At 41.0% G+C, this 16,032-nt stretch carries 9 protein-coding genes, 20 tRNA genes and 3 rRNA genes; all 32 read right to left on the bottom strand.

Annotated elements, in window-relative coordinates; all coding sequences use genetic code 11:
- Positions 1-40: 40 nt before the first annotated feature.
- Complete coding sequence (locus NST63_RS23235; RefSeq protein ID WP_058003233.1) at positions 41-535, bottom strand: PTS sugar transporter subunit IIA; 495 nt, start codon at positions 533-535, stop codon at positions 41-43.
- 237 nt (positions 536-772) lie between these two features.
- Positions 773-1,024, bottom strand: coding sequence for a DUF3949 domain-containing protein (locus NST63_RS23240; RefSeq protein ID WP_212943625.1), 252 nt, complete (start codon positions 1,022-1,024; stop codon positions 773-775).
- Between the two features lie 172 nt (positions 1,025-1,196).
- A complete protein-coding gene (locus NST63_RS23245) occupies positions 1,197-1,412 on the bottom strand; it encodes a gamma-type small acid-soluble spore protein (protein ID WP_212943623.1) in 216 nt (71 codons plus the stop codon).
- A gap of 330 nt (positions 1,413-1,742) precedes the next feature.
- Positions 1,743-2,465, bottom strand: a complete 723-nt coding sequence (locus tag NST63_RS23250) for a 3-ketoacyl-ACP reductase (RefSeq protein WP_058003235.1) — start codon at positions 2,463-2,465, stop codon at positions 1,743-1,745.
- 232 nt (positions 2,466-2,697) lie between these two features.
- Positions 2,698-4,614 carry a stalk domain-containing protein gene (locus NST63_RS23255; RefSeq protein WP_341043842.1) on the bottom strand — a complete coding sequence of 639 codons (1,917 nt, stop codon included), beginning with the start codon at positions 4,612-4,614 and terminating at the stop codon, positions 2,698-2,700.
- A gap of 207 nt (positions 4,615-4,821) precedes the next feature.
- Complete coding sequence (locus NST63_RS23260) at positions 4,822-5,412, bottom strand: GNAT family N-acetyltransferase (protein ID WP_212943617.1); 591 nt, start codon at positions 5,410-5,412, stop codon at positions 4,822-4,824.
- Positions 5,413-5,604: 192 nt separating this feature from the next.
- On the bottom strand, positions 5,605-6,309 hold the full coding sequence (locus NST63_RS23265) for an aminoglycoside phosphotransferase family protein (protein WP_341043843.1): 705 nt from the start codon (positions 6,307-6,309) through the stop codon (positions 5,605-5,607).
- A gap of 130 nt (positions 6,310-6,439) precedes the next feature.
- Entirely contained in the window at positions 6,440-7,657 is a 1,218-nt protein-coding gene (locus NST63_RS23270; protein WP_341043844.1) for an MFS transporter, read from the bottom strand.
- A 113-nt stretch (positions 7,658-7,770) separates the two neighbouring features.
- Entirely contained in the window at positions 7,771-8,373 is a 603-nt protein-coding gene (locus tag NST63_RS23275; RefSeq protein WP_212943612.1) for a TetR/AcrR family transcriptional regulator, read from the bottom strand.
- Positions 8,374-8,529: 156 nt separating this feature from the next.
- Positions 8,530-8,604: transfer RNA gene (locus NST63_RS23280), tRNA-Asn, on the bottom strand.
- Between the two features lie 18 nt (positions 8,605-8,622).
- Positions 8,623-8,699: transfer RNA gene (locus NST63_RS23285), tRNA-Ile, on the bottom strand.
- Positions 8,700-8,710: 11 nt separating this feature from the next.
- Positions 8,711-8,784 (bottom strand) — tRNA-Gly (locus NST63_RS23290).
- A gap of 19 nt (positions 8,785-8,803) precedes the next feature.
- A tRNA-Gly gene (locus NST63_RS23295) sits at positions 8,804-8,877 on the bottom strand.
- Between the two features lie 19 nt (positions 8,878-8,896).
- Positions 8,897-8,972, bottom strand: a tRNA-His gene (locus tag NST63_RS23300).
- A gap of 2 nt (positions 8,973-8,974) precedes the next feature.
- A tRNA-Trp gene (locus NST63_RS23305) sits at positions 8,975-9,048 on the bottom strand.
- 10 nt (positions 9,049-9,058) lie between these two features.
- Positions 9,059-9,143: transfer RNA gene (locus NST63_RS23310), tRNA-Tyr, on the bottom strand.
- Positions 9,144-9,166: 23 nt separating this feature from the next.
- Positions 9,167-9,243: transfer RNA gene (locus NST63_RS23315), tRNA-Asp, on the bottom strand.
- Between the two features lie 28 nt (positions 9,244-9,271).
- A tRNA-Met gene (locus NST63_RS23320) sits at positions 9,272-9,345 on the bottom strand.
- Between the two features lie 167 nt (positions 9,346-9,512).
- Positions 9,513-9,605 (bottom strand) — tRNA-Ser (locus NST63_RS23325).
- Between the two features lie 9 nt (positions 9,606-9,614).
- Positions 9,615-9,691 (bottom strand) — tRNA-Ile (locus tag NST63_RS23330).
- 4 nt (positions 9,692-9,695) lie between these two features.
- A tRNA-Met gene (locus tag NST63_RS23335) sits at positions 9,696-9,772 on the bottom strand.
- An 18-nt stretch (positions 9,773-9,790) separates the two neighbouring features.
- Positions 9,791-9,866: transfer RNA gene (locus NST63_RS23340), tRNA-Ala, on the bottom strand.
- A gap of 10 nt (positions 9,867-9,876) precedes the next feature.
- Positions 9,877-9,953, bottom strand: a tRNA-Pro gene (locus tag NST63_RS23345).
- 4 nt (positions 9,954-9,957) lie between these two features.
- Positions 9,958-10,034 (bottom strand) — tRNA-Arg (locus tag NST63_RS23350).
- 58 nt (positions 10,035-10,092) lie between these two features.
- Positions 10,093-10,178: transfer RNA gene (locus NST63_RS23355), tRNA-Leu, on the bottom strand.
- A gap of 10 nt (positions 10,179-10,188) precedes the next feature.
- Positions 10,189-10,263: transfer RNA gene (locus NST63_RS23360), tRNA-Gly, on the bottom strand.
- Positions 10,264-10,287: 24 nt separating this feature from the next.
- A tRNA-Lys gene (locus NST63_RS23365) sits at positions 10,288-10,360 on the bottom strand.
- Positions 10,361-10,511: 151 nt separating this feature from the next.
- Positions 10,512-10,587 (bottom strand) — tRNA-Val (locus tag NST63_RS23370).
- A gap of 19 nt (positions 10,588-10,606) precedes the next feature.
- Positions 10,607-10,681 (bottom strand) — tRNA-Glu (locus NST63_RS23375).
- Positions 10,682-10,740: 59 nt separating this feature from the next.
- Positions 10,741-10,857 (bottom strand): 5S ribosomal RNA (gene rrf, locus NST63_RS23380).
- Between the two features lie 74 nt (positions 10,858-10,931).
- Positions 10,932-13,889: ribosomal RNA gene (locus NST63_RS23385) — 23S ribosomal RNA — on the bottom strand.
- Between the two features lie 305 nt (positions 13,890-14,194).
- Positions 14,195-15,747, bottom strand: a 16S ribosomal RNA gene (locus NST63_RS23390).
- Together the 16S, 23S and 5S rRNA genes with 20 tRNA genes alongside form the textbook arrangement of a ribosomal RNA operon.
- Positions 15,748-16,032 lie beyond the last annotated feature (285 nt).

Here is a 16,032-nt window from a genome sequence, read left to right on the forward strand (position 1 = left end):
CGGAAGCCATCTCCTTGTTTTTCACTATATTCACAGTGTATCACGTTTCGGAAGATGTGATGATTACGGTTTCTCCTTGTATGCCTTCCTTTTCCTTTGTAACGATATACTGTTTATCTCCATGACTACTATTTGTTATAACAATTGGCGTAATAATGCTTTTAGCATGTAGCTTAATATATTCCCAGTCAACATCAATCAGTCGTTGTCCCTTAGAAACTTTATCACCAGTAGTTACAGCAACTTGAAACCCTTCTCCTTTTAATGCGACCGTCTCTAAACCAATATGGATCAAAATTTCCGAACCATCCTTAGCAAGGATTCCCACTGCATGTTTTGTAGGGGCAACTTGAAGAATTGTTCCATCAACTGGAGAACAAATACTCCCCTCTGTTGGAATAACCGCAACTCCCTCTCCCATCATCTTTTGATTAAAAACAGGATCAGGTACCTCTTCAATCGAAATAATCTCTCCATTAATTGGTGCATATATCTGTAATTCTTCTTTTTCTTTTTTAAAAAAGTTGAATACCATACTAAATGACTCCTTTTCTCATTCCATTTCTAATACTTCTTAATTAATATGTAGCGCAAAAAGGCATGGGGGTACGAAAAAGTTGAAAGTTCAACTCTTTTCTTACCACCATGCCTGATCGTATCAGTAACATGTGATGCACTATTTAATTATAGGTTAATAGTACCATTCAATTCTGAAAAGCACAAGTGGAAGCGGTAACATTTTTAAAAATTTTTACGGAAGTAATTGAAAGTTCTACTTCTTATGATGGCGAAATTTATAAACAACCGAAGCAATTAGATTGGAAGGCAAATTAAAGATACTTCCTTGAAGATGATAATGAAGTTGCTCATTTTCAAAACTCATATCCTCATATATTTCATTATGTGATTTCCTAGTAGTTTTCTCTAACTCTTTCATAGATGAAATATAAGAATATTGCAAAGGAACCATTATCAAGATATAAAGAACATATATAGATCCAAGAACTATAAAAACAATGTCCATACTTAAATACCTCCTTCTAATAGTTATTTATTAATCTTACGAATGAGAAAGAGAAAAGTTTCTACTTCTCGCTTAAAAAACAAAAATCCTAAATGTTTTTTTACCACTTAGGATTTAATCAGCTAATGTTATGAAAACACAATATTTCATATATTAACATGATGATTTCATTCTATTCAGATTCCATCGAATGTTGGTTTTTCTTTTTTACCTCTTCAATATTTGTATCACTATAGATCCAGGTTCCCTTGCCACCTGTCGTTTTAGCAAGCAGCTCTTTTACCTGATTATACGACAATCCTGATCGTTCATTTTGCCTTTTTACTTCATCAATATTTGTTCCTGCAACGGTAAATCTATCCATATGGTTTTTATCTATCTCTTTCATAAGCTAGCCTCCTTTTTTCCTATTTTCCCCTTGTACAGGTTTTTTCATGCTCCCCATTGTTTAACAAAGCTCTTTCCTCAAACATTGTTGCTATTTATTTTAAAAAAAAATTTTAACTAATAACTATCGGCTGGAGATTGCTACACATCTCATTTTACTAAAGAAAAGAGCGGCAATCGCCATAAGAACGGCTGGCTGTAAAAGCCGACAGTTGCGCTTTTACAAAAGCAACAAACTATACGAAAATAACCTTTAACAATAATAATTTGGAACTTAAAAGAGGTAGGTGCAATAATAGCACCTACCCCTTTTGATTTTTGCCATTACAAATTAGAATGGATTTGTTCCTAAAAGACTAGCTGTTTTCACATAAACTCTTGGATTTAATTTCAATTGAGAAACAATAAATTCTGCAATATCCTCTGGCTGAATGTATTTTTCCTCATTTTTTGTGATTAAATTACTTTGTACAGCCAGTTCTGTTACAACTGTACTTGGCGTTAATGCTGTCACTCGAATATTGTTGCGGCGAACTTCTTGAGCTAATGATTCTGTAAAGCCAATAACTCCGAATTTAGAAGCGCTATATGCACTTGAAGTCGCTGCACCGTTTAAACCATTCGTAGATGAAATATTGATAATATCCCCAGCATTTTTTTCAATTAGTTGAGGAAGTACCACTCGAGTGACATAATACGTTCCCATCAAATTAACATCGATGGTTTTCTTCCATTCTTCAGGATCCATATCTAAAACTGATGCAAATTTACCTATACCTGCATTATTAATTAAAATATCTGCTTTTCCAAGCTCATTTGTTACCTTTTCGATTGCTTTTTCCACTTCAGCTAAGGAAGAAACATCTACAGTTGCATAAGCTGCTTTTACCCCTAATTTCTCTATTTCATTAGAAACCTCTTTAAGAGTTCCCTCCGTACGTGCAAGTAATCCAACATTAACTCCTTCTTTCGCTAGAGCAATGGCGATGGCTCTGCCAATCCCTTTTCCAGCACCTGTTACAAATGCTACTTTTCCTTTTAATGACTGTGCCAAAATGAAGCACTCCTTTCTTTTTGGTTCATGGACTTACATATTTTATTCCTTTAAAGAAGCATAATCAAGTAAGGCGGTTTCAGATGTTTATTATGTTCAGTTGTCATTATTTAGTTTGTAGATCAGAAATTAAAAATATAGGAATAAAAAAGGGGTCAGCCCCACAACATACAATATCTATTACGAAATCGCTCTAGGTAGAGTATTATAAGTGGGATCAGACCCCTTGCTTTTATTCAACTGATTCTACATAAACAGCAACTGGTAAGTTAGCGCCACCAGCATGCATAATTTCTAAATTGATGGTATCTGCTGGACCACTTACCGTATACTCAGGAAGCTCTACATATTCCTGACTAGGTTTAAGCGTTGGGATTAAATGAACTTTTCCATTCATCTTCACAGCTCCACTGTAAAGACCACCCCTACCAGCTAAGACGATTTTTACTTTTGCTGGACTACCAGTTGGATTTACAATTGGAATACTTACCTTATAAGTCATTCCAAAATGACCTGGATTTCCAACTGACCCATTGAGAGTAGATAGTGAATTTTCAGCCGTTAACAAATGATCTGTTTGACCATTTGAAAGATTATAACCCACTTCTGGTGTGCCAACTGTATAGGCTGGTATTTCCGTTTTTAGTGTAGACTGTGGCCAGGCACCTCTAGGATGAGCAAATCTATCTGTTGAAATTGGATCAGAATGAACCTTTGTTAAATCTTCATCATTTTGAGCTAAAACAGTTCGTATAATATACTTACCATTTCCGCCATTTACAGAACTAATATCAATATCCTGTAAGAAGCCGACTAGAAAATCTGGAGCCAAGTCATATGTTTCAATCACTTTCGTCTCGCCTGGATTAATAACAATACCAGTACTTTCAGAGTTTTTTAATTTTCCATTCAATACGGAATCTGCAATTGGTAAACCTACATTATATGTAATCCAACTATTATCCGAAGTTTTCGCTAACCCTTTAGAATTCGTAATTTTAATACTATTTGTATCCGAGATATTTTGAATAGTAATGGCTATTTTAGCTTTTGTACCTAGTTCATTTAAATGCCACCCAAATACTCGGTGCTCATTTGTTGCTGAAGTTGTTTGAACCTCTTGCATTGAAAGTGTTGCTGTAGTTCCGTATAACATATATGCATTAATTTTCTCCGGATTGTCACTAACTAATAAATTTCGTGAACCTTCTAATTGAGCATTTGGTATATATTGAGGTTTAGGAGTTGAACCTTCCTGTTTTTCCAAAAACTCACTATAAAACATATAATCATTAAACGTAATATAGATTTCTTTTCTGTCAACAAGATTACGTAAATTCCCCCCTAAAGCTTTAACAAGAAAAGGAGCAGGAACATACATTTCTCCTGATTTGATAAATGGTTTCTCATCTATAGAAACAGGTTCTTGATTGACTAATATATTGTTGCTTCCATCTGTAAATTGGAAGCTAAGTCCAGCTAACAACATTTCAAACACTCGATCAGATACCCATAAACCTGATGAATCCTCAACATAATTATAAAAATATTTAGCAGGAATATATGTCCTACCCTCTTTAATGATAACTGGATCGTCCATCATTATCTTCTGATTATTAATATATAACGTATACTTTTCTCCCTCCGGTACATTTGGAGTAGGAGGAGGATTACTTCCGTTTGATTGATCTAATGTAATTTCAACCTTTTGTTTTCCTTCATTCCAAACAACGATCCCATCGAAATTTTCACTGGCGAATCTTAGAGGGAAATATGTTCTATTCTTATAAAGTAGAGGAGCGACTTCCATTGAAACGTTTACTCCATCCACCCTGGCAGTCTTAGAATTAATCGTAAGATCCACACGTTTTCCATTTCTAATCGAACTTGCTGTTTTCTTCTTTGGATCCCATGACACTTGTGCACCAAGTGCTTCATATAATTCTCTCATTGGTAATAAAAGATGACCTTTTTTATTCAAAATAGACGATTTGATAGAAGCTGTTTTTCCATTAATCTCGATTGAAACATTCTTCATTGTATATAGATCTTTCCCAACAAGTGTTGCTGCTGAGACATTAAAGTTTGAAGAAAGTGCAACTAATACGACAATTACAAGGACACACAATGCTTTAATTCTCTTAATCATTATTCCTCTCCTTATTCCTATTAATCCGTAATCATACTAACATATCATAACATGTAAATGATAAAAAATGTTAAAAGAATACTATTTTATCTAAAATTTCACATTTAATCTACAAAATTTTCATATAAAATAGCGAATGATAGAGTATTTTGACATTTTAATAGGAACTTTTTAGTATAATGAAAGAGATTGATTAATTTAAACCGTTTATATTGGTGGTTCTCCTATACTCTCTTTAAGATAATTCCTTTTTAAGATACTATAAATCTCTATATCTATAATGCCTTTACCTGACCAAATCGTTGCTTCCCTCAGTAATCCTTCTTTTAGAAAGCCGTTTTTTAACAATACCTTTTTTGATGCATCATTTAACGGCATCACATCCGCTTGAATTCTATTCACATCTACCTCATTGAATAGAAACTCCACTACTTTACTTACAGCGGCTGATGCAATCCCTTTTCCCCAATAGGATTCCGCTAAATAATAGCCGATTGTCACCATATTAATTTTTTGATTAAAATCAAATGCTTCTATAATTCCAACTAATTTACACTCAGAATGTTTAACAATTCCCCACTTTATTCTTTTCTTATTATTAAAATCGCGCTCAAAATGACTAATCATTTTTTTTACGGTTGCCTTATTATGTTTTGGAATAATTCCACAAAATTCAAATACTTTCTCATTGTCATATATAGCAAACACATCATTCAGATGATCCTCTTCAATTTTTAACAATGTAAATTTATCTGCTATCAAAATAGGAAATTCATTAAAAAGTTTTTCTATATTCATTTAAGCCTCGTTCCTTTCTTAATTACGTATAAAAAAAGCAGTTTTTATAAGATAAGGGTTATTTTTTATTATTCTTTGAACCTTGTCTAAAGTATTATTGCGGATAGGGATTCTATTTTTTCTATAAAATAAAAACCATCTAATACAAGCTATTGCTTCCAATAGCTCTTCTCCATCCTGACTAATAGAATGTTACGATATATAAACTGAACGAAATAATGAAGCATGTTTTTCTGATATCCCATAAATTTTTAATAGAAATACACTCCAAGCAAAATCATATCTTTTATCCCCTAATTGAGCATTTGTCCAATCTATAACTGTAAATGTTTCCGTTTCTTCTACGATATTTTCAAAATGATAATCTCCATGAATGAAATCACTCTGTGCTAATTGCGCTTTTTTTACCAACTGGATTAATAATTGACTAAGATCTGGGTGTTCCTCAATCCCGGAAAAAAAATAATCGATAAATTGATACTTTGGTAGATTAGCATTTTTAATTTGATATGGAGATATCCCATGTATTTTTGATAAAATCCGTGCCATCTCAGTGATGTTTTTGCTACTAAATGTTTGAAAAGGGTGTCCATCATATGTTGTTAATAATACTTTATTTTCTTTGCTATCCACTCCCCATGCTAATGGCCTTGAAACAGGAACCTCTCTTTGAGTAAGCATTTGCAATAAATGATATTGAAATTGAATATTTGGGTTAGAGTCCCTATTCCATACTTTAAGTACAAATTGATCGCCTTGATGAATAATTTTGACTACTTCAGCTTCATATCCAGAATTCATCGATTGAACGGTTAATGTTTCCTTACCGGATAAAAGTTTATCCATTTCCCTATTATTTTTTTCTTTCCAATCAATCAGATGAAGTAGATTTCCCATCTCATTTCTCCTTTCTTCGTTCCTGCATACTACATAGTCAACCATATTCGATATAATTACGAAAATATCCTATGAATAAAATAAAAAAAGACTCAGTAGTACAACTGAATCTTTTAAAAAAATATCTATTTTAGCTTTTCCTTAGTTTAACTTGGGTATTTATGCTGTCAACCTTTCTTGCTGCCCGGATTGACAAAACAAAACAGGCGAAAAGAACGATAAAAGCTGAAACATATGGATAATTAACATTCATATCAAATAGGAAACCAGCCACTATCGGACCCATGATATTCCCCAGACTTGTGTAAGCGGAGTTTAATCCAGCTACATATCCTTGTTGATCCTGAGCCATTTTCGACATCTGTGTTCCAATGGCAGGTCGTAAAATATCAATTGATAAGAACACAATGAAGGTGACTACAACAATCAACCAATACTTATGCACAAATAGAGTTAATAATACAAATAGACTTGCAATAATTAAACAAGATGAAATAACTTTCCTCTCTCCAAAGCGATTTAGCATCCATCCGAATATAGTCATTTGTACTACTGCACCTGAGATAGACCCGAATGTTATAATAAACGCAATATCTTTCGGTGAAAACCCAAACTTTTGATCAACAAACAATCCAAACACAGTTTCGTAGTTGGCTAAACCGAACGACATAACAAACACGATGATTAAACTTAAAAAATATGGCTCCTTATAGGAGTGAAGCAATTGACTGATTAAACTTTGTTTATTTGTTTGAATAGGCTGTGCTAATTCAGATTCTTTTTTAGTATTTGATTCTGGTAATACGAGTAAAGTAATAATCGCCGCAACCACACCTGCAACTGCTGCAGCAAAGAATGGTACACGAATTCCAAATTCAGCTATATAGCCACCAATTCCTGGTCCAATAATAAATCCAGTAGTTATAGCAGCATTAATAAAGCCCATACCTTTCGCTCTCTCTTTAGTTGATGTTACATCCGCAGCGTATGCCATAACAGACGGCATAATTAATGCGGCACCGATTCCTCCTAGCATTCTAGAAGCGAATAGAAGAAATGATGAATTAGCTACTCCAAATATCCATTCAGAAACAGCAAAAATGATCATTCCAGCAATAATAATCTTTTTTCTCCCAATTGAATCTGATAGTTTCCCACCAAATGGAGAGAATAGTAGCTGGGTGAGAGAAAATGCTGCAACAAGTAATCCTACGATGCTCCCATTAATATGTAGCTCGATCATATAAGTTGGCATTATAGGTATAACCAGACCAATTCCCGTAAAAATTAAAAATATATTTAGCATAAGAAGCAATATAGCTCCCCTATTTCTGAACAATAATGACATAAATAACCTCCTCATGAACTAAGAAATACTGAACGTTCATTCTATATTAAATTACAGGATTACCCTTTACCTGGTCTATGCTGCATCCTTCCAGGTGTAATCCCTCACTTATTTTATCTATTAGAGCTTGTTGATATTCCAAATAAAAATACATTAAATGCTAATTTGTATAAAGTTAATGCCTCCTCAACTGTTGACTTTCTTGACATCTGGCTTAGACCAATTAATAAGCTTTCTAGAATAATAGCTAGACTTTCTACGTCTTCTTTTTTAAATTCACCACTATCTATGCCTTGCTGAATTAATTTTTGATTAAATTTCAAATGTCCCGTTACCATCTCTGCAATTCGTTCTTCAATCTCACCAGTCTTTTCTTCATTATTAAAAAATTCATCAGCTGCTTTTGTAAGTGGGTGATTCAAATCATCAAGAACCATTTGTTCTGCCATCCCAAAAAGTTTTTCCTTCGTTGTTTTATATAATGATTCTTTTTCTACCCATTTTTGTTCCCACTCTTTATCCCATTCATCTAATAAATATAAAAATAACCCTTCTTTACTTTTAAAGTGGTAATATATATTCCCTTTACTACTCCCGGTAGCTTCAACAATATCTTCAATTGAAGTTGCTTTATATCCTTTATTAGCAAAAAGATTCCTTGCAGCATCTGCTACACGCTTTTTGGTTTGTTCACTTTGGATTTTCTTTTTATTCAACTATTTCAACTCCAATGCCAATATTAACATTAATACTGAACGTTCATTCTGTATAATAACAAAAATAAATAACCTTTTCAAGCTAGGCTATTTTGACCACGTACTATACAATATACAAAAAAAGAGCTAATGCGCTCTTGAAATCATAAATAAAAATGGCTCCGCAGGTAGGATTCGAACCTACGACCGATCGGTTAACAGCCGATAGCTCTACCACTGAGCTACTGCGGAAAATATAAATATAAAAAATGGTGGGCCTAAATGGACTCGAACCATCGACCTCACGCTTATCAGGCGTGCGCTCTAACCAGCTGAGCTATAGGCCCTTTATGTATTTTGGAGCGGGTGATGAGAATCGAACTCACGACAACAGCTTGGAAGGCTGTAGTTTTACCACTAAACTACACCCGCAATATTCATTCATTAAGTATGGGGCGGATGATGGGAATCGAACTCACGACAACAGCTTGGAAGGCTGTAGTTTTACCACTAAACTACACCCGCAATATTCATTCATTAAGTATGGGGCGGATGATGGGAATCGAACCCACGAATGTCGGAACCACAATCCGATGCGTTAACCACTTCGCCACATCCGCCATGGCAGGGGCAGTAGGAATCGAACCCACACTGAAGGTTTTGGAGACCTTAGTTCTACCTTTAAACTATGCCCCTATTTTATATATGGTGGAGGGGGACGGATTCGAACCGCCGAACCCTGAGGGAGCGGATTTACAGTCCGCCGCGTTTAGCCACTTCGCTACCCCTCCATATTAATTTTTGCATAAATTAATGGCGGTCCGGACGGGACTCGAACCCGCGACCTCCTGCGTGACAGGCAGGCATTCTAACCAACTGAACTACCGGACCAAAATTCTTTCAAGAATACTTGAAATGATTGCGGAGGCAGGATTTGAACCTGCGACCTTCGGGTTATGAGCCCGACGAGCTACCAGACTGCTCCACCCCGCGACGATATTATAAAAAATTTTTTAATCCAATCTTTTCATCAACTGTCCCGATTTCAGTATGCTTACTCTAGTAGCAGCTTAATCGGTACAACTCGCGGTTGTTCGATGAAGTAACGCTCGTTGCTCCACCCCGCGACGATATTATAAAAAAACTTTTATAGGAAGTTATGGCGGAGGAAGAGGGATTCGAACCCCCGCGCGGTGTAACCCGCCTGTCGGTTTTCAAGACCGATCCCTTCAGCCAGACTTGGGTATTCCTCCAATTATATATGGTGGACCTTGTAGGACTCGAACCTACGACCGGACGGTTATGAGCCGTCTGCTCTAACCAGCTGAGCTAAAGGTCCTCTATGGTAGCGGCGGAGGGGATCGAACCCACGACCTCACGGGTATGAACCGTACGCTCTAGCCAGCTGAGCTACGCCGCCATAGTTTATTTTATATATTGGTGGAGCCTAGCGGGATCGAACCGCTGACCTCCTGCGTGCAAAGCAGGCGCTCTCCCAGCTGAGCTAAGGCCCCAATTATATAATGGTCGGGAAGACAGGATTCGAACCTGCGACCCCATGGTCCCAAACCATGTGCTCTACCAAGCTGAGCTACTTCCCGTTCATGGCGCGCCCGAGAGGAGTCGAACCCCTAACCTTTTGATCCGTAGTCAAACGCTCTATCCAATTGAGCTACGGGCGCATATATTATATCGTAAGATATTTTACGGAAGGATCTTTTGCTTTGCAAAAATCCTTAGTGCCGAGGACCGGAATCGAACCGGTACGGTAGTCACCTACCGCAGGATTTTAAGTCCTGTGCGTCTGCCAGTTCCGCCACCCCGGCAAGGTATGTTTGGAGCGGAAGACGGGATTCGAACCCGCGACCCCCACCTTGGCAAGGTGGTGTTCTACCACTGAACTACTTCCGCAAATTATATCAAAGCAAACTTTGATGAGCCATGAAGGACTCGAACCTTCGACCCTCTGATTAAAAGTCAGATGCTCTACCAACTGAGCTAATGGCTCATAGTAAAATAATTGATCGTGTAGTCTATAATTTTGAATACAAAGGCTCGTACATTTATATTGTAAATTATTTATTCCGACTTTTCAAACGTCAAAAAAATTCAACTATTTTATTATACAAAAAATATTGAACCACTATCAAAATAATTAATGGTGGAGGATGACGGGATCGAACCGCCGACCCCCTGCTTGTAAGGCAGGTGCTCTCCCAGCTGAGCTAATCCTCCAATATAAAAATTTATTAAATGGTGACCCGTACGGGATTCGAACCCGTGTTACCGCCGTGAAAGGGCGGTGTCTTAACCGCTTGACCAACGGGCCACATTAGCAGAATTTGCTAATATAGTTTAGAAAAATAATAGCCCCAATTTAGGGGCATCGCCTGGCAACGTCCTACTCTTGCAGGGGGAGAGCCCCCAACTACCATCGGCGCTAAGAAGCTTAACTTCCGTGTTCGGGATGGAAACGGGTGTGACCTTCTTGCCATAATTACCAGACTATATTTTGTTAAGGGTTTATTCCCTCAAAACTAGATATATCAAGAAGTAACGGTTCATAACCTCAAATCTATTTGGTTAAGTCTTCGATCTATTAGTATTCGTCAGCTCCATGTGTCGCCACACTTCCACCTCGAACCTATCAACCTGATCATCTTTCAGGGATCTTATTTAGATAAACTAAGGGAAATCTCATCTTGAGGGGGGCTTCATGCTTAGATGCTTTCAGCACTTATCCCTTCCGCACATAGCTACCCAGCGATGCCTTTGGCAAGACAACTGGTACACCAGCGGTGCGTCCATCCCGGTCCTCTCGTACTAAGGACAGCTCCTCTCAAATTTCCTACGCCCACGACGGATAGGGACCGAACTGTCTCACGACGTTCTGAACCCAGCTCGCGTACCGCTTTAATGGGCGAACAGCCCAACCCTTGGGACCGACTACAGCCCCAGGATGCGATGAGCCGACATCGAGGTGCCAAACCTCCCCGTCGATGTGGACTCTTGGGGGAGATAAGCCTGTTATCCCCGGGGTAGCTTTTATCCGTTGAGCGATGGCCCTTCCATGCGGAACCACCGGATCACTAAGCCCGACTTTCGTCCCTGCTCGACTTGTAGGTCTCGCAGTCAAGCTCCCTTGTGCCTTTACACTCTGCGAATGATTTCCAACCATTCTGAGGGAACCTTTGGGCGCCTCCGTTACCTTTTAGGAGGCGACCGCCCCAGTCAAACTGCCTGCCTGACACTGTCTCCCACCCCGATTCAGGGGTGCGGGTTAGAATTTCAATACAGCCAGGGTAGTATCCCACCGATGCCTCCACCGAAGCTGGCGCTCCGGTTTCAAAGGCTCCTACCTATCCTGTACAAGCTGTACCAAAATTCAATATCAAGCTGCAGTAAAGCTCCACGGGGTCTTTCCGTCCTGTCGCGGGTAACCTGCATCTTCACAGGTACTATAATTTCACCGAGTCTCTCGTTGAGACAGTGCCCAGATCGTTGCGCCTTTCGTGCGGGTCAGAACTTACCTGACAAGGAATTTCGCTACCTTAGGACCGTTATAGTTACGGCCGCCGTTTACTGGGGCTTCAATTCAAAGCTTCGTCTTGCGACTAACCTCTCCTCTTAACCTTCCAGCACCGGGCAGGCGTCAGCCCCTATACTTCGCCTTACGGCTTCGCAGAGACCTGTGTTTTTGCTAAACAGTCGCCTGGGCCTATTCACTGCGGCTCTCTCGGGCTTGCACCCTAACAGAGCACCCCTTCTCCCGAAGTTACGGGGTCATTTTGCCGAGTTCCTTAACGAGAGTTCTCTCGCTCACCTTAGGATTCTCTCCTCGCCTACCTGTGTCGGTTTGCGGTACGGGCACCTTTCACCTCACTAGAGGATTTTCTAGGCAGTGTGGAATCAGGAACTTCGGTACTAAATTTCCCTCGCCATCACAGCTCAAGGTATCTGGTGACGGGATTTGCCTCGTCACCCCTCTAACTGCTTGGACGCACTATTCCAGCAGTGCGCTTACCCTATCCTCCTGCGTCCCCCCATCGTTCAAACGGTGAAGAGGTGGTACAGGAATATCAACCTGTTGTCCATCGCCTACGCCTTTCGGCCTCGGCTTAGGTCCCGACTAACCCTGAGCGGACGAGCCTTCCTCAGGAAACCTTAGGCATTCGGTGGAAGGGATTCTCACCCTTCTTTCGCTACTCATACCGGCATTCTCACTTCTAAGCGCTCCACCAGTCCTTACGGTCTAGCTTCGCAGCCCTTAGAACGCTCTCCTACCACGGACATCATAAGATGTCCATCCACAGCTTCGGTGATACGTTTAGCCCCGGTACATTTTCGGCGCAGAGTCACTCGACCAGTGAGCTATTACGCACTCTTTAAATGGTGGCTGCTTCTAAGCCAACATCCTGGTTGTCTAAGCAACTCCACATCCTTTTCCACTTAACGTATACTTTGGGACCTTAGCTGGTGGTCTGGGCTGTTTCCCTCTTGACTACGGATCTTATCACTCGCAGTCTGACTCCTAAGGATAAGTCATTGGCATTCGGAGTTTGTCTGAATTCGGTAACCCGATGAGGGCCCCTAGTCCAAACAGTGCTCTACCTCCAAGACTCTTACCTTAAGGCTAGCCCTAAAGCTATTTCGGAGAGAACCAGCTATCTCCAAGTTCGATTGGAATTTCTCCGCTACCCACACCTCATCCCCGCACTTTTCAACGTGCGTGGGTTCGGGCCTCCAGTAAGTGTTACCTTACCTTCACCCTGGACATGGGTAGATCACCTGGTTTCGGGTCTACGACCTCATACTTAATCGCCCTATTCAGACTCGCTTTCGCTGCGGCTCCGCCTCTTCAGCTTAACCTTGCATGAAATCGTAACTCGCCGGTTCATTCTACAAAAGGCACGCTATCACCCGGCGTTTTTCCGAAGGAAAATACGCACAGGGCTCTAACTACTTGTAGGCACACGGTTTCAGGTTCTCTTTCACTCCCCTCCCGGGGTGCTTTTCACCTTTCCCTCACGGTACTGGTTCACTATCGGTCACTAGGGAGTATTTAGCCTTGGGAGATGGTCCTCCCTGCTTCCGACGGGATTTCACGTGTCCCGCCGTACTCAGGATCCACTCTGGAGGGAACGAAGTTTCAACTACAGGGTTGTTACCTTCTTTGACGGGCCTTTCCAGACCTCTTCATCTACTCCGTTCCTTTGTAACTCCGTATAGAGTGTCCTACAACCCCAAGAGGCAAGCCTCTTGGTTTGGGCTTCTTCCGTTTCGCTCGCCGCTACTCAGGAAATCGCAATTGCTTTCTCTTCCTCCGGGTACTTAGATGTTTCAGTTCCCCGGGTCTGCCTTCCTTACTCTATGTATTCAAGTAAGGATACTACCCCATTACGGGCAGTGGGTTCCCCCATTCGGAAATCTCCGGATCAAAGCTCGCTTACAGCTCCCCGAAGCATATCGGTGTTAGTCCCGTCCTTCATCGGCTCCTAGTGCCAAGGCATTCACCGTGCGCCCTTACTAACTTAACCTACGGCCAATGATAAGCTTCGAATCTCTTCGTCAACTCACTCATTCGCATCCTCACGTATGTGTAATACGCTGCGGTGCTCCTTCGTTCGTTTCCTCGATCTTCTCGCTTCTCCTTGCCCTTTCAGTTTAAAAACTACTTAATGGATTCATCCATAAAGTGGCGATTCTCGGTTATTACTTGGTTACTTCTTACATAATATCTAGTTTTCAAGGAACAAACATATCTATTGAAAGGATTAACCTTTCAAAACTGAACAAAACAGAAGACGTCTGAACCACGTAAGTGGTTTTCCATATTCCTTAGAAAGGAGGTGATCCAGCCGCACCTTCCGATACGGCTACCTTGTTACGACTTCACCCCAATCATCTGTCCCACCTTCGGCGGCTGGCTCCAAAAGGTTACCTCACCGACTTCGGGTGTTACAAACTCTCGTGGTGTGACGGGCGGTGTGTACAAGGCCCGGGAACGTATTCACCGCGGCATGCTGATCCGCGATTACTAGCGATTCCGGCTTCATGTAGGCGAGTTGCAGCCTACAATCCGAACTGAGAATGGTTTTATGGGATTGGCTAAACCTCGCGGTCTTGCAGCCCTTTGTACCATCCATTGTAGCACGTGTGTAGCCCAGGTCATAAGGGGCATGATGATTTGACGTCATCCCCACCTTCCTCCGGTTTGTCACCGGCAGTCACCTTAGAGTGCCCAACTAAATGCTGGCAACTAAGGTCAAGGGTTGCGCTCGTTGCGGGACTTAACCCAACATCTCACGACACGAGCTGACGACAACCATGCACCACCTGTCACTCCTGTCCCCGAAGGGAAATCCCTATCTCTAGGGAGGTCAAGAGGATGTCAAGACCTGGTAAGGTTCTTCGCGTTGCTTCGAATTAAACCACATGCTCCACCGCTTGTGCGGGCCCCCGTCAATTCCTTTGAGTTTCAGCCTTGCGGCCGTACTCCCCAGGCGGAGTGCTTAATGCGTTAGCTGCAGCACTAAAGGGCGGAAACCCTCTAACACTTAGCACTCATCGTTTACGGCGTGGACTACCAGGGTATCTAATCCTGTTCGCTCCCCACGCTTTCGCGCCTCAGCGTCAGTTACAGACCAGAGAGTCGCCTTCGCCACTGGTGTTCCTCCACATCTCTACGCATTTCACCGCTACACGTGGAATTCCACTCTCCTCTTCTGCACTCAAGTCTCCCAGTTTCCAATGGCCGCTTGCGGTTGAGCCGCAAGATTTCACATCAGACTTAAGAAACCGCCTGCGCGCGCTTTACGCCCAATAATTCCGGACAACGCTTGCCACCTACGTATTACCGCGGCTGCTGGCACGTAGTTAGCCGTGGCTTTCTGGTTAGGTACCGTCAAGGTACCGCCCTATTCGAACGATACTTGTTCTTCCCTAACAACAGAGTTTTACGATCCGAAAACCTTCATCACTCACGCGGCGTTGCTCCGTCAGACTTTCGTCCATTGCGGAAGATTCCCTACTGCTGCCTCCCGTAGGAGTCTGGGCCGTGTCTCAGTCCCAGTGTGGCCGATCACCCTCTCAAGTCGGCTACGCATCGTCGCCTTGGTGAGCCGTTACCTCACCAACTAGCTAATGCGCCGCGGGTCCATCTGTAAGTGATAGCCGGAGCCATCTTTCAATTCTCCTTCATGCGAAGAAAAAAGTTATCCGGTATTAGCCCCGGTTTCCCGGAGTTATCCCAGTCTTACAGGCAGGTTACCCACGTGTTACTCACCCGTCCGCCGCTAATCATCAGGGAGCAAGCTCCCATCAGATTCGCTCGACTTGCATGTATTAGGCACGCCGCCAGCGTTCGTCCTGAGCCAGGATCAAACTCTCCAAAAAGATGTTTGATATAGCTCTTTGTAAATAAAAGTAATTCATTGACGTTTCGTTTTGTTCAGTTTTCAAAGATCAATCATTAACGCAGGATTTTATTTTATCATTCAATCCTTTTGCTGTCAATTATTTTTTTGAAATAATTTATTTCGCTAAACCAGCGACATTTATAAATTATACTACTATCATTTCATTGTGTCAATATCTTTTTCAAAAGATTGATATAGTATTAGAAATCACATTTTCTAGTTAAACTATCTTAACGACTTTTACTATATTACTATTACATTT

Origin of the sequence: Heyndrickxia sp. FSL W8-0496 (assembly GCF_038007825.1) — a bacterium.
Taxonomy (GTDB): domain Bacteria; phylum Bacillota; class Bacilli; order Bacillales; family Bacillaceae_C; genus Heyndrickxia; species Heyndrickxia oleronia.